At 68.1% G+C, this 18,654-nt stretch carries 16 protein-coding genes and 1 tRNA gene; 5 read left to right on the top strand and 12 right to left on the bottom strand.

The annotated features are described in order from the left end of the window. The first annotated feature begins 8 nt into the window (after positions 1-8). Both AC3IPP_RS11815 and ligD read left to right on the top strand, forming a co-directional pair. Positions 9-1,688 (top strand): alkaline phosphatase D family protein, encoded by a 1,680-nt coding sequence (locus tag AC3IPP_RS11815; protein ID WP_489149124.1) that lies wholly within the window; start codon positions 9-11, stop codon positions 1,686-1,688. A 50-nt stretch (positions 1,689-1,738) separates the two neighbouring features. Further along, complete coding sequence (gene ligD / locus AC3IPP_RS11810) at positions 1,739-4,270, top strand: DNA ligase D (protein ID WP_489149123.1); 2,532 nt, start codon at positions 1,739-1,741, stop codon at positions 4,268-4,270. Between the two features lie 3 nt (positions 4,271-4,273). Here ligD and ku read toward each other — a convergent pair whose 3' ends face one another. The 6 genes from ku to AC3IPP_RS11780 all read right to left on the bottom strand — a co-directional run bounded on the left by ku (position 4,274) and on the right by AC3IPP_RS11780 (position 11,860). Further along, positions 4,274-5,119 carry a non-homologous end joining protein Ku gene (gene ku, locus AC3IPP_RS11805; RefSeq protein WP_489149122.1) on the bottom strand — a complete coding sequence of 282 codons (846 nt, stop codon included), beginning with the start codon at positions 5,117-5,119 and terminating at the stop codon, positions 4,274-4,276. Positions 5,120-5,211: 92 nt separating this feature from the next. Then, a complete protein-coding gene (locus tag AC3IPP_RS11800) occupies positions 5,212-5,829 on the bottom strand; it encodes a cation efflux transmembrane domain-containing protein (protein ID WP_489149121.1) in 618 nt (205 codons plus the stop codon). Further along, on the bottom strand, positions 5,826-9,047 hold the full coding sequence (locus tag AC3IPP_RS11795; RefSeq protein ID WP_489149120.1) for an efflux RND transporter permease subunit: 3,222 nt from the start codon (positions 9,045-9,047) through the stop codon (positions 5,826-5,828). Before AC3IPP_RS11795 ends, AC3IPP_RS11800 begins: the two co-directional genes overlap by 4 nt. A 12-nt stretch (positions 9,048-9,059) precedes the next feature. Next, positions 9,060-10,232 (bottom strand): efflux RND transporter periplasmic adaptor subunit, encoded by a 1,173-nt coding sequence (locus AC3IPP_RS11790; RefSeq protein ID WP_489149119.1) that lies wholly within the window; start codon positions 10,230-10,232, stop codon positions 9,060-9,062. Beyond that, the gene (locus tag AC3IPP_RS11785; RefSeq protein WP_489149118.1) at positions 10,232-11,485 is read right to left on the bottom strand and encodes a TolC family protein; all 1,254 of its coding nucleotides are present in this window, start codon (positions 11,483-11,485) and stop codon (positions 10,232-10,234) included. The genes AC3IPP_RS11790 and AC3IPP_RS11785 overlap by 1 nt, the downstream gene beginning before the upstream one ends. Before the next feature lie 54 nt (positions 11,486-11,539). After that, positions 11,540-11,860 (bottom strand): hypothetical protein, encoded by a 321-nt coding sequence (locus AC3IPP_RS11780; protein WP_489149117.1) that lies wholly within the window; start codon positions 11,858-11,860, stop codon positions 11,540-11,542. 247 nt (positions 11,861-12,107) lie between these two features. Here AC3IPP_RS11780 and AC3IPP_RS11775 point away from each other — a divergent pair, with 247 nt between their 5' ends. From AC3IPP_RS11775 to AC3IPP_RS11765, 3 genes are all read left to right on the top strand, one after another. Continuing rightward, positions 12,108-13,283 carry a M24 family metallopeptidase gene (locus AC3IPP_RS11775; RefSeq protein WP_489149116.1) on the top strand — a complete coding sequence of 392 codons (1,176 nt, stop codon included), beginning with the start codon at positions 12,108-12,110 and terminating at the stop codon, positions 13,281-13,283. After that, complete coding sequence (locus AC3IPP_RS11770) at positions 13,280-14,530, top strand: NAD(P)/FAD-dependent oxidoreductase (RefSeq protein WP_489149115.1); 1,251 nt, start codon at positions 13,280-13,282, stop codon at positions 14,528-14,530. Before AC3IPP_RS11775 ends, AC3IPP_RS11770 begins: the two co-directional genes overlap by 4 nt. 342 nt (positions 14,531-14,872) lie before the next feature. Continuing rightward, a complete protein-coding gene (locus tag AC3IPP_RS11765) occupies positions 14,873-15,226 on the top strand; it encodes a hypothetical protein (RefSeq protein ID WP_489149114.1) in 354 nt (117 codons plus the stop codon). A gap of 51 nt (positions 15,227-15,277) precedes the next feature. Here the strand turns inward: AC3IPP_RS11765 and AC3IPP_RS11760 are convergent, their stop codons facing one another. From AC3IPP_RS11760 to AC3IPP_RS11735, 6 genes are all read right to left on the bottom strand, one after another. Then, the gene (locus tag AC3IPP_RS11760; protein ID WP_489149113.1) at positions 15,278-15,451 is read right to left on the bottom strand and encodes a hypothetical protein; all 174 of its coding nucleotides are present in this window, start codon (positions 15,449-15,451) and stop codon (positions 15,278-15,280) included. After that, positions 15,448-15,573: a hypothetical protein gene (locus AC3IPP_RS11755; RefSeq protein ID WP_489149112.1), complete on the bottom strand. Its 126-nt coding sequence runs from the start codon at positions 15,571-15,573 to the stop codon at positions 15,448-15,450. Before AC3IPP_RS11755 ends, AC3IPP_RS11760 begins: the two co-directional genes overlap by 4 nt. A 225-nt stretch (positions 15,574-15,798) precedes the next feature. Then, a tRNA-Ser gene (locus AC3IPP_RS11750) sits at positions 15,799-15,888 on the bottom strand. 98 nt (positions 15,889-15,986) lie between these two features. Next, positions 15,987-16,961, bottom strand: a complete 975-nt coding sequence (locus AC3IPP_RS11745; RefSeq protein WP_489149111.1) for an NUDIX hydrolase — start codon at positions 16,959-16,961, stop codon at positions 15,987-15,989. 40 nt (positions 16,962-17,001) lie between these two features. Next, positions 17,002-17,595: a YfbR-like 5'-deoxynucleotidase gene (locus tag AC3IPP_RS11740; RefSeq protein WP_087141399.1), complete on the bottom strand. Its 594-nt coding sequence runs from the start codon at positions 17,593-17,595 to the stop codon at positions 17,002-17,004. Between the two features lie 154 nt (positions 17,596-17,749). Then, the gene (locus tag AC3IPP_RS11735) at positions 17,750-18,631 is read right to left on the bottom strand and encodes a methyltransferase type 11 (protein ID WP_489149110.1); all 882 of its coding nucleotides are present in this window, start codon (positions 18,629-18,631) and stop codon (positions 17,750-17,752) included. Positions 18,632-18,654 lie beyond the last annotated feature (23 nt).

Raw genomic sequence — 18,654 nt, 5'->3', positions numbered from 1 at the left:
CCGCGAAGATGAGCATGAACCGTCGCGGCCTTCTGGGTCTGTTCGGCGCGGGCGCGGCGGCGGGCTGCGCCACGGCGCCGTCGGGCGAAGGCGTCGCCGTCGCCTTCGCCCACGGGGTGGCCTCGGGCGATCCGGCGACCGATCGGGTGATCCTGTGGACGCGCGTCACTCCGGCGGACGGCCAGGCCGGGCCGCTCTCGGTCGTCTGGCGCGTGCTGGATGGGGAAGGCGGCCGCGTCGTCGCCTCGGGCCGGTTCGAGACGGGGCCTGAGCGCGACTATACGGTCAAGGTCGACGCGGCGGGCCTGCGCCCCGGCCGCGACTATCGCTACGACTTCGCCGTGGGCGAGGCGCGCTCGCCTGTGGGCCGCACGCGCACCCTGGCGGCCGACGGCGTGGCGCCCGTCAATCTGGCGGTGGTGTCGTGCCAGTTGCACCCCGGCGGCCTGTTCAACGCCTATGAGGCGATCGCCGCCCTGCCGACCCTGGACGCCGTGGTCCATCTGGGCGACTACATCTATGAATATGGGGCGGATTCCGACGCCTACGGCATGGCGACCGGGCCGACGCTGAGTCGCGTTCCCGAGCCTGCGCACGAGATCGTCTCCCTGGCCGACTATCGGTTGCGCCACGCCCAGTACAAGCGCGACGCCGATCTTCAGGCCGCCCACGCCCGCGCGCCCTTCATCTGCGTCTGGGACGACCACGAGACGGCCAACGACGCCTGGCTGCACGGCGCCGAGAACCACCAGCCCGAGACGGAGGGCGACTTCGCCCAGCGCAAGGCGGCGGCGCTGAAGGCCTATTACGAATGGATGCCGATCCGCGAGGCTGCGCCCGGCGCGCTGAAGGAGGCGATCCACCGCAGCTTCCACTTCGGCGATCTGGCCAGCCTGATGATGGTGGAGACCCGCCTGACCGGCCGCACCGAACCGTTGGCCTATGACAGGGATCTGAGCGCCAAGGACGGCCCGGACGGCGAGCCGGTGCTGGACCTGGACGCCTTCCGCGCCTTGCTGAACGACCCCGCCCGCGATCTGATGGGGCCGCAGCAGCGCGACTGGCTGAAGCGCGAACTGGCCGCCTCCAAGGCCAAAGGGCGTCCGTGGCAGGTGCTGGGCAATCAGGTCGTCATGGCGCGCGTCGCCGGACCTGACGTGTCGCGCACCCTGACCGAGGCCCAGGTCCAGGGTCTGATGGCTCAGATCCCCGAGGCCTATCGTGACCAGTTCGAACAGGCCCTGTTCCTGTTCAAGATGGGCCTGCCGTTCAACCTCGACGCCTGGGACGGCTATCCGGCCGGACGCGAGCGCCTCTACGCCGCCTTCGCCGAGGCAGGGGTGCAGCCCATCGTCCTGGCCGGCGACAGCCACGCCTTCTGGGTCAATGAGCTGAAGGACGCCAGCGGCGCGCGCCGGGCGGTCGAGTTCGGGACCAGCGCGGTCTCCAGCCCCTCGATCGGCGACGCCATCGGCAGTTTCCCCCTGGGCGCGGCGCTGATGCAGGCCAATGACGAGGTGCGCTTCTGCGACCAGTCAGCCAAGGGCTTCATCCTGCTGACCCTGACCGAGGACCGGGCCGAGGCGGCGCTGATGCAGGTCTCGACCATCTTCGCCAAGCCGTTCGAGGTCACGGCGCTGAAGCGCGTCGGCGTCCGCCGCGCGGATGGGGCGATCACGGGCGTCTGATCGCGGCCGACCTCAGCGCAACGGTTTCCTCGTGGGCGGATTAATCGCCCATGCGCGGCGAGCTGAAGACCTATCAGGCCAAGCGGCGTTTCGAGCAAACGCCGGAACCCAAGGGCGCCAAGCGGGCCGGAGACGGCGCGCGGCGCTTCGTGATCCAGCGCCATGCGGCGACCCGACTGCATTACGACTTCCGCATCGAGGCGGATGGGGTGCTGAAGTCCTGGGCCGTGACCAAGGCGCCGTCGCGCGATCCGTCGGTCAAGCGCCTGGCGGTTGAGGTCGAAGACCATCCGCTGGACTATGGCGACTTCGAAGGGACGATCCCGGCGGGCAATTACGGCGCGGGCACTGTGCAGCTATGGGACGCCGGAACCTGGGAGCCGCAGGAGCCGGACCTGGAGGCCGCCTGGGCGCGCGGCCAGATCAAGATGAGCCTTCACGGCGAGCGGCTGAAGGGCAAATGGGCGCTGATCCGGCTGAAAAGCGACCGGGGCAAGCCGTCCAAACGCAACAACTGGCTGCTGCTGAAGGAGAAGGACGAATACGCCGTCGCCGGTGAAGGCGACGCCCTGGCCGAGATCGACGCCTCGGTGACGACCGGTCGCTCCCTGGCCCAGATCGCCGAGGGGAACGCGCAATGGACGTCCTCCAAGCCGACTGCGCGAAAGGCGCCGCCCAAACCTGTGGCGTCCAGAGCGGCTTCAAGGACGAAACGGCCGCACGCCTTCGTGCCGATCCAACTCTGCAAGGCGGTCGATCATCCGCCCTCGGTCGCCGGTTGGGCGCATGAGATCAAGTTCGACGGGTACCGGCTGCAGATCAGCGTGGGCGGCGGCCAGGCGGTGCTGCGGACTCGCAAGGGGCTGGACTGGAGCGACCGGTTTGCCGAACTGGCGGCGGATGCGGCTGGTTGGCCTGATGCGGTGATCGACGGCGAACTGTGCGCGCTGGACGACGACCACATGCCCGATTTCAGCGCCCTGCAGGCGGCGATATCCGAAGGCGACACGGGGCGGTTGGTCTATTTCGCCTTCGACCTGCTGTTCGAAGGCCACGAGGATCTGCGCAAGCTGCCGCTGTCGCATCGCAAGGCGCGATTGCAGGCCTATATCGACCGGATCGGCGCCAATGGGGGCGGCCGTCTCCGCTATGTCGAACACTTCGCCTCGACGGGACAGGCCGTGCTGGAAAGCGCCTGTCGAATGCACCTGGAGGGCGTTATCTCCAAGAAGCTAGACGCGCCCTATCACGCCGGGCGGTCCTCGGCCTGGGTCAAGTCCAAGTGCCGGGGGCGCGATGAAGCGGTCATCGGCGGCTGGTCGTCGGAGGGCGGCAGTCGGTTCCGGTCGTTGCTGGTCGGGGTGAGAGGGAAGGGCGGGCTGAAATACCTGGGGCGGGTCGGGACGGGGTTCGGCGAGACGGCGACGCGGATGCTGATCCCCGCACTGAAGGCTGAGGCGACGGACAGGAGCCCCTTTGTCGGCGCCGACGCGCCCAAGGGCGGCAAGGACATTCACTGGGTGAAGCCGACGCTGGTCGCGGAGATCGAGCATGGCGGCTACACCGAGGCGGGATCGCTGAGACAGGCGGCCTTCAAGGGATTGCGCGACGACAAGAGCGCCGAGGATGTCACGGCCGCGCCTCAACCGCCCGCGCCGCCGCCGACATCGCAAAAAGGCGGCAAGGTCACGGTGGCGGGCGTCGTCATCTCCAGTCCTGACAAGGTGCTGTGGCCGGCGAGCGGAGGCCGACCGCCCATCACCAAGGCCGACCTGGCGCGCTACTATGAGGCGGCGGCCGAGCGCCTTCTGCCCCATGTGGCCGACCGGCCCACTTCCATCATCCGCGCCCCGGACGGCATCGAAGGCGAGACCTTCTTCCAGCGTCACGCCATGACCGGGGCGAACCCTCGGCTGAAGCTGATCGACGTCAAGGCGCGGACCCCTTATGTCGCCGTCGTCGATGTGGGCGGCCTGGCCGCCGTCGCTCAGTCGGCGGGGCTGGAGCTGCACCCCTGGGGCTGCAAGCCGGGCGATCCCGAAACGCCTGAGCAGATCACCTTCGACCTCGATCCCGACGAGGGGTTGGACTTCGACGATGTGATCGCCGCATCCGGCGTGGTGAAGGCGAAACTCGAAGGGTTGGGCCTCAACCCCTTCGTCAAGACGACGGGCGGCAAGGGCCTTCATGTGGTCGTGCCGATCCGCGCCGACGGCCGTTCTCGTGTGACCTGGGAGCAGAACAAGGCTTTCGCCAAGGCCGTGTCCGAGGCGATCAGGGCCGAGGCGCCGGACCGTTTCACCACAACCCTGGCCAAGAAGGCGCGGGGCGGAAAGATCTTCATCGACTATCTGCGCAACGGCCGGATGGCGACGGCCGTGGCGCCCTGGTCGCCGCGCGCGCGGCCGGGGGCGGGGATCGCCTTTCCCCTGTCGTGGGAGCAGGTGAAGCCGGGGTTGAGGCCCGCCGACTACAATCTTTGGGTCTGGCCCGAACTGCTTGAACGGCCCGATCCCTGGGCCGATTTCCGCGCCGCCGCCGTCGGTCTTAGGCCGGCTTTGCGCAAGATGGGCGTGGACTGACGCTCAGGCGGTCTTCTTGCGCGGCGCTGGTTTCGACGCTGATTTCTTGGCCGCCGGCTTGCGGGCCCCGCCTGCCGAACCCTTCAGACTGTTCTTCAGCGCCGCCATCAGGTCGATGACATTGGTGTCGTCCGGCTCGGCCACGTCGACCAGGCCCTTGCCGCCCTTGGTCTTGGCCTTGATCATCTCGCGTAGGGCGTCGTCGTAGCGGTCCTTGAAGGCGGTGGGATCGAAGTCAGCCTCCTTCTGGGCGATGATGCGGGCGGCGATCTCGACCATGTCGGCGTCGGCCTTCACCTTCGGAATGTCGTCGAAATAGTCGTCGGCGTCGCGCACCTCGTCATGGGCGCGCAGGGTGTAGGCCAGCAGACCCTTGCCGCGCACCTCCAGCGCCAGCTGGCGTTCCTTGCCGCGCAGGACAAGCTGGCCCAACGCCACCTTGCCTTGTTTCTGCATGGCGTCGCGGATCACGACGAAGGCCTCGACGCCCGCACCCTTTTCGGGAACGACGAAGAAGGGATCGTCCCAATACAGGCGGTCGATGTCGGACTCGTCCACGAACTTGTCGATGGCGATGGTCTTGGTGCTGTCCAGTCGCACCTGGTCGAAATCGGCGTCGTCGAACAGGACGTATTCGTCCTTGGACACCTCATAGCCGCGCACCAGGTGACTACGCTCCACCGGACCGGCGTCGGGATCGGTCGGCACCATGCGGATGCGGTTGTGGGTGTCGGGATTGATCAAATGGAAGCGCACGTCGCTGGCGCTGGTCGTCGCGGTGTAGAGCGCGACCGGGCAGGTGACCAGCGACAGCTTCAGGTGTCCTTGCCATGTCGGGCGAGCGGCCATGTCGGTTCTCCTCGACAGGCTAAATGCCCGGCGAGGACATATGTTCGCTGTCGCGGGCAAGCACAGGGTCTCTCTGGCTTGCCCGCGACGGTTCAGGCTTCGGCGTCCGCCTCGGTCTCTTGCGAAGCGGGCTGGCTTTCGCGGGCGTCCTTGAGGATGTCGACGCCGCCCTTCACCGCGATGGCCGCCACGATCAGCCCGACCACCAGGTCTGGCCAGGCCTGGTTCAGCGCCATGACCAGACCCCCGGCGATCAGGATGCCGCCGTTCGAGGCGAAGTCATTGAAGCTGAAGGTTTCGGCCGCGCGCATGTTGACGTCGTCCGTCCCCTGACGCCTGATCAGCATCAGGCAGATCAGGTTCACCACCGCCGCCATGACGGCCAGGCCCATCATGGTCCAACCGACCGGCTCGGTCCCGACGATCCAGCGCCGCCCGACGTCGATCAGCACCCCGGCGGCGAAGATCAGCAGCATGATCCCCGACAGCCGGGCGGCTCCGCGTTTCCACGCCATCGCCCGTCCGACCGCCAGGAAGCTGATCAGATAGACGATCGCGTCCGAGCCGTTGTCGGCGGCGTTGGCCAGCAGGGCGCTGGACTCGGCGAACAGGCCGCCGAGCCCGAGCACCACGAACAGCAGGGCGTTCAGCACCAGAACGATCAGCAGGGTGCGGCGCTGAAGTCCCTCTCCATGATGAGATCCGCTCATTCCTCTACGCCTTCCGCCGTGCGGTGTTTGACGGCCTTGGCTGCGAACGTCGGCAGGACGAGCAGCGTCAGGGCGGTGGCGGTCAGAAGGCCGCCGATGACCACGGTCGCCAACGGCTTCTGCACCTCGGCGCCCGCCCCGGTGGCGATGGCCATGGGGATGAAGCCGACGATGGCCACCAGGGCCGTCGTCAGCACCGCGCGCAGGCGGCTGAAGGCGCCGAACAGGGCGGCGTCTCGCGGGGCCTGACCCGCCTGCAACCGCTCGCGGATGGCCTGCATCAGCACCAGACCGTTCAGGGTCGCGACCCCCGAAACAGCGATGAAGCCGACCGCCGCGGATACCGAGAAGGGCATCCCCCGCAGCAACAGCGACAGCGCCCCGCCGACCAGCGCCAGCGGTACGCACGCGAACACCAGCCCCGCCTCTGCGAATGATCCCAGCGCCATGAACAGCAGGATGCCGATCAGGACGAAGACCACGGGGATGACCAGACCCAGGCGCTGCTCGGCTCGCTTCAGGTTCTCGAACTGGCCGCCCCATTTGAGCGAATAGCCTGCCGGCAGGCTGACCTGCTGATCGACCTGCTTCTGGGCGTCGGCGACGAAGCCGCCCAGATCGCGGCCGCGCACATTGGCCTGAACCACCATGCGGCGACTGCCGTCGTTGCGGCTGATCTGGTTCTGGCCTTCCTTCACCTGAATGCGGGCGACCGAGGACAGGGGGATGGTCACGCCGCTCGCCGTGGTGACGGGCAGGGCGTTCAGGGCGGCAGGGTCGTTGCGCTCGGCGTCCGACAGGCGGACCACCACGTCAAAGCGGCGGTCGCCTTCGAAGATCTGACCCGCCTCGGCGCCGCCGATCGCCGCCGAGACGGCTTCGGACACGTCGGCCGCCGACAGGCCGTAGTTGGCGGCGGCGAAGCGGTCGACGCTGACCGTCAGGGTCGGTAGGCCGGACGCCTGCTCCACCCGCACGTCGGCCGAGCCGGGCGTGTCGCGCAGGGCGTTGGCGACCTGATCCGCCGTCTTCTGAAGCTGGGCGAAGTCGTCGCCATAGACCATGACCGCCAGATCGGTGCGGACACCCGAGATCAGCTCGTTGAAGCGAAGTTCGATCGGCTGGCTGAACTCGAAGGCGTTGCCCAGCTGGGTCGAGGCGGCCTTCTCTATCCGGGCGATCAACTCTTCCTTAGGCAGGCGCGGATCGGGCCATTCCTTGCGCTTCTTCAGCACGATAACAGCGTCGGAAATGTTCGGCGGCATGGGGTCCACCGCCGCCTCGGCCGTGCCGGTGCGCGAGAAGATGGTCTTCACCTCGGGCTGGGCCTTGATGGCCCGCTCCAGCGCCATCTGCATGGCGAGGGATTGCTCCAGCGAGGCAGAGGGTACGCGCAGTGCCTGCATGGCGATGTCGCCCTCGTCCAGCGTCGGGATGAACTCGCGCCCCAGCAGGGTGAAGGCCAGGGCGCCGATCAGCAGGGCGCCGAAGGCCGAGGCCAGCACGGTCTTCGGATGCGAGACGGCGGCGCGGATGGCAGGTTCGATCCAGCGGCGCGCGTGGCGCAGTAGGAAGGTCTCATGCTCTTCCGCCTCGCCGTTCTCATCGACGTGGACGGTCTTGGGCTCCTTGACCAGCAGGGCCGTCATGGCCGGGACGAAGGTGAAGGAGAAGATGAAGGCGCCGACAAGGGCCAGCATGACCGTGGCGCCCATGGGGATGAAGGTCTTGCCCTCGACCCCTTCCAGCATCAGCAGGGGGGTGAAGACCAGCAGGATGATCAGCTGGCCGAAGGCGGCGGGCTTGACCATCTGGCGGGCGGCGCTGGCGGCGACGCCAAGGCGTTCGTTGCGGGTCAGGGCGCGGCCCAGATCGGCGCGCTTCTGGCCCAGCCGCAGCAGGGTGTTCTCGACCACCACCACGGCGCCGTCGACCAGCAGGCCGAAGTCCAGCGCCCCCAGGCTCATCAGGTTTCCGCTGATGCCGAAGCGGTTCATGCCGATGACCGCGAACAGGAAGCTGATCGGGATCATCAGGGCCGTGATCGTCGCTGCGCGAATGTTCCCCAGCAGCAGGAACAGCACGACGATAACCAGCAGGGCGCCCTCGGTCAGGTTCTTGGCCACCGTCTTGATGGTGGAGTTGACCAGGGCGCTGCGGTTCAGCACCGGCTCGGCCACGATGTCGGGCGGCAGGCTGGCGCTGATCTGTTCCAGCCGCTCGGCGGAGGCCTGGGCCACGGTGCGGCTGTTCTCGCCCGCCAGCATCAGGGCCGTGCCGATGACCGCCTCATGGCCGTCGCGGCTGGCCCCGCCCAGACGCGGCGCCTGGCCGATCTCGACAGTCGCCACATCGGCGACCCGGACCACCAGACCGTTGCGGTTGGCCACGGGCGCCTGGGCCAGATCCTCAACCGTCTGGGCCAGGGCGTCGGTACGCACGGTCAGGGCCTCGCCCGCGCGCTGGATATAGCCCGCGCCCGCTTGCGTATTGGCCCGGTCCAACGCCTGGATCAGGTCGTTCAGGCTGAGGCCATAGCCGGCCAGTCGCGCCGGATCGGGGCGGACGGCGTATTCCTTCACATAGCCGCCGTTGACGTCGACGCCCGCCAGACCGGGCGCGGTCCGCATCCGGGGTGCGATGATCCAGTCCTGCACGGTGCGCAGATAGGTGACCCGCGCCTGCGGCGTGTCCAGCCGCTCGCCCTCTGGCGTCAGATAGGCTCCGTCGGGTTGCCAGCCGGGACGGCCGGCTTGCGCTGTTTTGGCGTCAAAGGGCTTGAGGTCGACCGTCCACATCAGGACTTCGCCCAGGCCGGTGGTGATGGGCGACAGGGCCGGTTCGACGCCCTCGGGCAGGTTCTCGCGCGCCTGCGCCATCCGCTCTGCCACCTGCTGGCGGGCGAAGTAGATGTCGGTGGCGTCGGTGAAGATGACCGTCACCTGGCTGAAGCCGTTGCGGGTCAGGGAGCGGGTGCTCTGGATTCCCGGAATGCCCGCCATCGCCGTTTCCAGCGGGTAGGTGACCTGACGCTCCATCTGTTCGGGGGCCAGGGCCGGGGCCACGGTGTTGATCTGCACCTGTCGGTTGGTGATGTCCGGCACGGCGTCGATCGGCAGCTTGGTCAGCTGGAACAGCCCCCACGCCGCGACCAGCGTCGTGGCCAGGACGATGAACCAGCGGAAGCGGACGGACGCCTCAATGATGATTTTGAACATGATCGCCCTCCCTTAGTGGCCGTGCTCGGCTTCGCCTTTGGCCAGTTCGGCCTTGAGCAAGAAGGCGTTGGCCGCCGCGACTTTTTCGGTCCCGGTCAGGCCGCGCAGGATCTCGGTGGCGCCTCCAGCCTGACGACCGGCCAGCACGGGCTGGGCGCGGAAGCCCTCGCTGGTCTGGACGAAGACCACCGTGGCGCTGTCGACCGTTTGCACCGCTTCGGACGGCACGGTCAGGGCGCCGCCGGACTGGCCTTCGGTGACGACGGCACCGGTGACGGGCGATCCGGCGGGCGGCAGGCGGCCGCCTTCGGGCCGGGCGCGGATCACGGTCGCGCCGCTGTCTTGCAATCCGGCGTCGGCGGCGACGCCGGTGACCAGAGCGTTGAACTCGCCCTGCGGGCCCGTGACGCGCATGTGCGAGCCGAGGCGCACCTGGGCCGCCAGTTGCGGCGGGGCGTTGAAGACGAGCTCGACCCGCGCCGGATTGGTCACTTCGGCCACGACTCCGCCCTGGGCGACGAAGCCGCCGGGGCCGACCTGAACATTGGTGACGACGCCGGAGATGGGGCTGACGACGCTCATCCGGCCCGAGGCGTTGGGCGAGCCCGCCGCCGCCGCCCGCGCCCGCGCGGCGCGAGCCATAGCCTCGGCGCTGGCGGCCTGAGCCTGCGAGGCTTCGACCTCCTGACGGGCGACGACGCCCTGATCGGCCAGATTGCGGTTGCGTTGGTGCGCCTGACGCGCGGCGGTCGCGGCGGCCGAGGCCGCGTCGATCTCGGCGCGTAAGGCGGCGCCGTCGCCGCTGATCAGGCTGACCAGAGGCTGGCCTGCGCGGACCGCCTGGCCCGGCGCGACCAGCACCCGCTCGACCGTTCCGCCGACGACGGCGCCGACGGCGGCGCGCGCGTCCACCATGGCCTCGACCCGGCCGGACAGGCGCGTTTCGCCGCCCCCGCCGCGCGAGACGGAGACGACGGAAATGCCCGCCGCTTGCAGTTGCTCGGCGGTCAGTTCGACCACGCCCTCGGGCGCTTCTGCGGCTTCGCCTTTCACTTCGGTCTTCTCGGCGGCAGGCGCGGGCGGATCAGACCGCGTGAGCGTCAGAGCCAGCGCGCCGCCGCCCAGCAGGACGACAGCGGCGACGCCTGCGATCAGGACTTTCTTGTTTGATGACAGGGTGGACATCAGCGGCTTCCTTCAAAGGGGGCGCGGCCTTCCAGGCGCGCCAGATCGATCTCGGCGCGGACGCGCGCCATGCGGGCGTCGACGGCGGCGGATCGGGCGTTGATCAGGGCGGCGCGTCCGGTGCGCAGCTCCAGTTGCGAGATGCGTCCCGCCTCGGCGCCGATGCGCGACAGGCGATAGGCTTCCTCGGCCGAGGTTACGCCCGCATCGGCGGCCGACACGCGGCTCGCTGAGGACGCCAGGCGCGCTCCGGCGGCGGCCCGGTCGGCTCCGGCGTCCTGACGCGCCTGCATCACCCGCGCTTCGGCGGCCCGGTGTTCGGCGCGCGCGGCGTCGATGTTCCCTCGGTTCCGGTCGAACAGCGGCAAGGGCAGGCTGAGGCCGAAGGTCATGGCCGTCTGATCGTTCTCGCCGAAGCGAGTCACGCCGACGCTGGCGGTGACGTCAGGGCGGCCGTTGAGACGCTCGACGTCGATGCGGCGCTCGGCCGCCGTGGCCTCAGCCTCGGCCACCCGCACCGTCGGCGCGTCGCGTTCAGACCGGGCGGATGGCGTCGTCGGCGCATCCAGCAGCCCGGCCTCGATCGAGGTGGCGGGCGTCGGCAGCATGGCGACGGCGCTCAGGCGGGCGAAGGCGGCGTCGCGCTCGGCCTTGGCTTCATCGAGGCTCGCACGGGCGGCGGCGGCCTCGCTCTCGGCCTGAATGCCGCGCAGCAGGGGTTCGCGCCCTTCCTCGACCAGGGCCAGGGCGGCGCGGGCGTCGGCCACGGCCAGGGTCAGCGCTTCCTCGGCCAGGGCCGCGCGGCGCTGGGCCGCCTCAGCCTCGGCGTAGATCAGGGCGAGCCGCCCGGCCGTATCGACCACGGTCAGGTCGCGGCGCAACGCCGCCGCGCCCGCATCGGCGCGGGCGGCGTTCACTCTTGCGGGGCGACGGCCCCACAGCTCCAGATCCTGGCTGAACGCCAGGCTGAGGTCGCCCGCGCTGAGGCCGGAATAGGGGCCGGACCCGACCACGTTCTCAAGGTCGATGGACAGGTTGGGATTGGGCCGAACGCGCGCCTGACGCACGCGCGCCTCGGCGGCGTCGCTGAGAGCGTCCGCTTCGACGGCGGAAGGCGTCTGACCCAGTTGGGCGAGCAGTTCGCCATAGGAGGGCGCGGGATCAGCCCACGCCGGGACGGCGCCAAAAACGGCGACCGCGGCGAGCGCGCAGCCGGCCGCCAGGCGCGGCCGACGACGATGTGTCGGAGACATGTTTGATTTCCAGAGATGATCAGAAGAAGGGCGCGCGAAGGCGCAGGCTTCCGATCAGCTTCTGGGAGGGCGCTTCAGTCCGTCGGAGGCGAACGACACGGTGCTGTCGTCGCGCAGGATGTAGCGGCTGGCCTGGGCCCGGGGCTTGGCGATGTTGAAGTCGCCGCTGGACGGACGCTCGCCGGGGTGGTGGCAATGGCCGTGAATCTCGCCGCCCATGCGGTCGTGACTGTCCTTGGACCCGTCCTGAGCGTGTTCCGTGGTCAGAGTTTGATGCGCGATGGCGGCGTCAGGCGCGCAGGTCGCGGCATCGACCGCAGGCGCAAGCACGAGTGCGGCGATGACCAGCGTCAGGGCCGCAAACAGGTTCGCCAATGTCATCATCGACCGAGGCATGGCGGCTTAGGTAGGAGGGGGGCGGGTTGAAGGCAATCTGTTATAAGGTTCACTGGAAATGGCGACTTTGCGTCATTTCATCACGCATTCGGCCCACTGTCCGAACGGGCTTGCGTTGTTTGTCGGTCCGTCAGGCTCAAGGCGTCGCAGCCGTCCCGACTCTTGCCTGCCGCCCCAAGCCATGAAAGAAGCATGGTCAAAATCAGATATTGTATACGTTGGTCGCATGACGTTTCTTCCTCCCGACGCCGCTCCCATTGACGCCGAAGAGCGGCGGGCGCGTATCCGTGCGCTGACCGAACGATTGAAGGCCGAAGGTCTGGCCGCCCTGCTGCTGGGGCCGACCGCTTCGCTGCGCTATTATACAGGGCTGGACTGGCATCCGTCGGAGCGTCTGACCGGGGCCCTGATTCATGCCGATGGGAGCGTGGAGTACATCTGCCCTCGGTTCGAGAAGGACAAGGTGGCGGGACTGACGGCGGCGGCGACCGCCGTCGTGGGCGACATCCTGACCTGGGAGGAGGAAGAGAGCCCTTACGTCCTGGCGGCGGGGCGTCTGCCTGCGGGCGGCGTCCTGGCGGTGGACGATCAGGCGGCGGCCTTCATCTGGCTGGGCCTCAGTCGGGTGCTCGGCGCGGATCGAGTCACAGACGGCGCGTCGCTGGTCCTGGCGCAACGCAGCCTCAAGTCGCCCGCCGAGATCGCGCTTCTGACCCGCGCCAAGGCCATTACGCTTGAGGTCCAGCGCCGCACCCGCCACTGGCTGAAAGCCGGGGTCCGCACCTCCGAAGTCATGGCCTTCATCGACGCCGAACACCGCGCCCTGGGCGGGGAGGGCGGGTCGTGGTTCTGCCTGGTTTCGTTCGGCGACGACACCTGCCTGCCTCACGGCGGCGAGGGCGACCGCGCCCTTCAGGTCGACGATGTGGTGCTGATCGACACCGGGACGCTGGTCGACGGCTATCATTCGGACATCACCCGCACCTATGTCTTCGGCGAACCGACGGACGACTTCCGCCGCGTCTGGGCGCACGAGAAGGAGGCCCAGGCCCGCGCCTTCGCCGCAGCGCAACTCGGGGCGCCGTGCCACAGCGTCGATGACGCCGCGCGGGGCTATCTGACCGGCCTCGGATACGGCCCCGACTACCGACTGCCGGGCCTGCCGCACCGCACGGGCCACGGCATCGGTCTGGATATCCATGAAGCGCCCAATCTGGTGCGTGGCGACGTCACGCCGCTGGCGCCCGGCATGTGCTTCTCGAACGAGCCGATGCTGGTCATTCCCGGCCGGTTCGGCATCCGCCTCGAAGACCACTTCTACATGACGGCCGCCGGGCCGGTCTGGTTCACCGAGCCTTCGCACAGCCTGGACGATCCGTTCGGCGAGAGCGTCTCTGCATGACGACGCCCCATCGCTGGGCGGTGATCGGCGGCGGTCTGGTCGGAATGGCGACGGCTCTCAGGCTTCAGGCGGCGGGCTTCGAGACGACGCTGATCGACCGGGGCGATCCGCGATGTGGCGCCTCCTTCGGCAACATCGGCCACATCGCCGCCGAACAGTGCGAGCCGATGCCGTCGCCCGCGACCTTGAAAAGCGCGTTCGGGCGGCTGTTCGCTTTCGGCGGTCCGCTGGATTTCCGGGCGCGAGATGCGGCGCTGTGGGGGCCGTGGGCGCTGCGGTTTCTGGCGGCCTCTCGCCCGGCGGCGGCCGCGCATGGCGCAGAGATCCTGGCGCGACTTCTTGATGATCCGCTGGGCGCCTGGATGCGATTGGCGGCCCTGGCCGAAGCGCCGGATGATCTGATCCGCCCGACTGGCCATGCCGTCGTCTGGTCCACGCCCGAGGCGGCGAGACGGGGGCTTGAGGCCTGGCGGGGGGCTCACACGGGAAGCGCCCGCTTTCGTCCCATGGAGACGGAGGAGTTGGCCGCCTATGACGCGGTCCTGAAAGCGCGCCCTGCCGGAGGCGTCCGCTTCACCGGCACGGGGCAGGTCAGCGAACCCCAGAGCGTGCGCGACGCCTTGTCGACCTCTTTCCTGAAGAAAGGCGGGCGCATCCTTCAGGCCGATGTGCGTCGTCTGCAGCCTGTACCCGACGGCGTCGAGATCATTCTGGAAGACGGCGCGTCGATGGACGCCCATCGGATCGTCGTCGCTGCGGGCGCGTGGTCAGCTTCGCTTCTGGCGCCGCTGGGCGTGAACGTTCCTCTGATCGGGGAGCGCGGCTATTCGGTCCAGTCCTCGCAGCATGATTGGCCTGAATCCCTGCCGCTGACGGTGTTCGAGGATCGCGCCCTCGCCGTGGCGCGCTTCAACGGGGGGCTGCGCGCGTCCAGCCATGTCGAGTTCGGTCGGCCGTCGGCGCCGCCGGATCCGCGCAAGTGGCGTCAGATCGAGGGGCATCTGAAAGCGCTGGGCATCGGCTTCTCCGACACGCCGGACCGCTGGTGCGGGCCACGCCCGACCCTGGCGGACTATCTTCCGGCGATCGGACGACTTCAGGCGTATCCAGCCATCCATTACGCCTTCGGCCACCAGCACCTGGGCCTGACCCTGGCCGCCTTCACGGCGGAAACCATGGAGCAGATCGCCCTCGGGCGGCCGTCTCCACAATGGATGGAGGCCTTGCGCATCGAGCGCTTCGGCTGATCAGGGCGCGTGATCAGGTCTGGGCGCCCTGAAGGGCGGGGCAGCTTGTCAGGAAATAATGTGGAGAAGACGATATCAAACACCAGTGGTGGTGGGCTCAAGCCAGTCTCGAAGGTCTTAAGCATTAGAGGGGCAGGCGCCGTTCCAACTGTTCCCTGACGCCGTCTAATCCACGAGCGACTGCGGCGTCCACGGCGACGCCTGGACCCAGATCGATCCGCTTGCAGGTGACGAGCGTAATGAAAAAGTAGCTTAAGATCTCGCTCGACATTAAAGAACGTTGTGATATGATAGATTTTCGTGCGACGGAGTGTCAGGGACAAAATATTCGGAGGTAATCTCATGAAGAAATTTGCAATTGTAGCCACGCTCTTTGCTGGCTTGACTCTAAATGCCTGCGCTACGACCGAGAAGGTCAGCGCTGTGCGAACAGCCGACCTTGCCATGACCTGCATTCAGCTGAGTGACGAGATCGCTCGACTAACCATCGTTAAGGCGCAAGCCAGCGATGGAAGCATGAACGGCACCAACATAGCAGCCACTATGGACTCGAATAGAACCGAGCGCATGGCGACTGAGCGTCGTGATCACCTGAGAACCTTTTATAGCGAAAAGCAGTGCGACAGCTCGGCTAATGCTAACTTGACGATCGAAGTGCCGAGCTTCTTGCTCGAGCGCGTCGCAACCGGCGAGTGATCCTTCAGCACTTCTGAGACGGCAACGGCGGCCCCAGGTGGGGCAGCCGTTTCAATTCTGCTGTTGATGATAGGCGTGCCGCTCATGGACGAAGACGACGGTATCGACGGTCGCTAGGTCGTCGTCGATCTGGGGCGTCAACTCGACGCTCATCTCCGGGTGCCGCTCGGTGAACACGCGAAAGTCCCGCAGTTTGTCGAGGCGGTCGAGCTGGCTTTCGATCATTGGCCGCCGGTGCCGCTTTGGCCGATCCCGAGGGACTGCAGGCCCGCGATGAACACGATGAGCAGGAAGCCCACCGCAACAAACTTGGCCACGCCGCCGATGAACGATGCGACCGCCTTCATGATTTTCTTGGGGCGGTTCCGAGGGACCGGGGCATAGCCCGAAGCCCACTGGGTCTCAACAGGCGTTGGTGGAGCTTGCCGTCGTGCATGGCCGAGATATGCCAGTCCGGCGGGGGACCCGCACGCACCACGGTTGATCCTGAGGAACCTGAGGGAGATTTGAGTGGGTTCCACCCCTAGAGCCCATGTCTTGGGGGATTAATTCATTAGTTTTATTGAAAATAATGGCGGAGAGGGGGGGATTCGAACCCCCGGTACGCTTCCACGTACGCCGCATTTCGAGTGCGGTACATTCAACCACTCTGCCACCTCTCCGCGGGTCGGTAGTCCCTAATGGGGCTGAGCGAGCGGCTTCTCTAATCAAAGGCTGCGATGGCTGCAAGCCATGACGGCGAAGAAATTTGAACGGTGGTTCAACGCTGTCCGGGAAGGGACAGGCCGAAGGCGCCGCCGTCGCCCGGTTCGGGGCGGACATGGCGGAACAGTTCGGCGGGACGACCGCCGGTGTCGCTGGTGAAAACGCCCGTGGGCTGGACCAGGCCGGTGCGTTCGACCCCTCGGCGGAAGTTCTGCTTGTGCAGCGACAGGCCCGCAACCGCCTCTACCGCCGCCTGCAGCGCCGACAGGGTGAAGGTCGGGGGCGTCAGGTCGAACAGAACAGGCCGATATTTGAGTTTGCTGCGCAGGCGGGCGACGCCTGTGGCCAGGATTCGGCGGTGGTCGGACGCCATGGGCAGGTCGCCTGGGGAAGCGGGGGCGAGGCGGCCGTTGTCGCGCGCGGCCTCCTCGACCAGGCCGGCTTCATAGAGCAGCTCATAGCGGTCCAGCACGCGCTCCTCGTTCCAGCGTGCGCCGGGCGCGAGGGCGAACAGAGCATCTACGCGGCCCTTGCGGGCGGCGTCGTCGCCAGCCCAGGCGGTCAGGCCGGGGGCGAGACGCTCCATGACGGCGGGTTGGCCCCGGCGGCGGTCCTCCCAGGGGAAGACGTGGAAGAGGGGCGTCCAGGCGGCGTCGCGGCCTGAAGCGCCGAAACTGGGATCGTCGGGCGCATCGGCGGTGAGGGCCAGATAGCCGACCGAGATATCGCGCGCCTGATCTGGGCCGGGCGTGGCGCGCGGGGCGTCGCGGCCCAGATCGCCGAAGGTGTAGAGCTGTTCGACAAAGCCCAGGGGGAAGCCCGTCTGATCAGCCACGAAGGCGCGCAGGGCCAGTTCGAACGTGCGATCGCGTTCGGGATCGAAAGGACCGAAGGGCAGGGCGGGGGCGCCGTCGGGGGCATGGGTGGTCAGAACCACGGCTTCACGGTCCCGCAGGGCGATGATCACCGCCGACAGGCCGATCCTAATGCCGGTGTGGGAGGATGAAGCCTCCGTCCGCGCCTGCGCCATACGTCTCCCTTGCGTCCGCCGCTCTCTGTGCTGCGCCTGACTATTCGGTGTGCCAGGCGTCGGCGCCGGGCAGGATGCCGACAGCTTCAGCCAGAACGCGATAGCGGTCCAGATAGCGCTGCTGGGCGATGGCTGCGGGCTGGGGCTCGATGATCAGGTCATAGCCGGGCGGCGGGGCGCCGAAGATCTGCAGCGACTCGCGACGGGTGAAACCGGCCAACTGCGTGGCCTCGTAGAAGGCGCAGGCCTTGTCGGCCTTCTTGATCAGGGTCTTGATCGTCTGCGGCGTCTTGGGCGGCAGTTGGAAGCGGACGTGGATGGCGGCTTCCAGACGCGCCTCGAAGTCCTTGTAGCCGGCGCCGAGCGCCGACTTGAACGGCGAGATCATGTCGCCGATGACGTATTCCGAGGCGTCGTGCAGTAGGGCGGCCAGGCGCCATTTCGGCTCCAGCCCAGGCCGGATGTGGGCGGCGATCTCTTCGACCACCAGCGAGTGTTGGGCCACCGAGAAGGCGTGTTCGCCGATCGTCTGGCCGTTCCAGCGGGCGACGCGCGCCAGGCCGTGAGCGATGTCCTCGATCTCGATGTCGAACGGCGAAGGGTCCAGCAGGTCCAGACGGCGGCCGGACAACATGCGTTGCCAGGCGCGAGGCGGCTTGGGTTTGCGGACTCGGGGCGCGGGGCCGGCGTCTTCGATTTCTTCGGCCAAGGTCTTGATGCTGCGCATGCTCAGGCTGGTGACTCAGACCGAACGCGCGATCAAGGGCGGCCGTTGCGATAGATGGGGGTTAATCGCCGACGTTGAGGGTCACTAGGGCCTTGGCGGCGTCGAACAGACGGTCCGGATCGCGGTCCTTGCTGCGGACGGTGGCGACGACGATGGGGCCGCCGACCGGGCCGCGCGCCTCATAACCGACGGTGCGCCAGCCGCTGGCGGAGGGTTCGTCGGCCGTCATCAGGAAGGTTGAACGCACGGATTCCCCGGCGGCGCTGGTGCGAATGCGCGCGGCGCCGTCGGTCGCCTCGATCTTTACGGCGTCGTCCCCGGACGAGACGTCGACGCGGCTGGACTTGTCGTCGGCGCGGATGGTCAGGCCGCCGATGCGGATGTTGGCGCGGTCGCCGTCGGCGTCGATCCGCATGCCCGGCAGGCGGACGGTCGCCTTGTCGCCCTGGGCGTCGACGCGCACGCCGGGCGCGCTGACGTGGGCGGAGTCGCCGGAGGCGGCTTCGGCCACAGCACGAGAGGCGTCGGCCTCGGCGCGGGCCGCGTCCGCCTCGACCCTGGCTACGTCAGCCTCCGCCCTGGCGGCGTCGGCTTCGGCGCGGGCGTTTTCGGCTTCGACCTGGGCCATGGCCTCGGGCAGGTCGGCGGTCAGGCGGGTCTCGAAGGGCTTCAAGGCGTTCTGCGCTGAACCGCCGTCCAGCTGAACCAGCCGCAGGATGACTTCCGAGCCGCGCGGGCCGCTGTAGACGCAGGAGCCGTCAGCTCGCGCCGAGCCCTTGCGCGTCAGCACGCCCTGGGTCTGGGGGCATTGCAGGGCGTCGACCACCTTCAGCACGCCCGAGGAATCCGAGGTCGTGGAGGTGGTGATGCGCACCGCGCCGCCGTTGTCGCAGGCGGCGGTCATCAGCGCCAGGGCGATAACGGGCCAGGTGATGTGTTGCATGGTCGGCTCCACTTCAGGCCCCG

Source organism: Brevundimonas sp. KH_060 (assembly GCF_057838275.1).
Note: the sequence above shows the minus strand (reverse complement) of the source record. Positions and strands in the feature narration are given on the sequence as shown.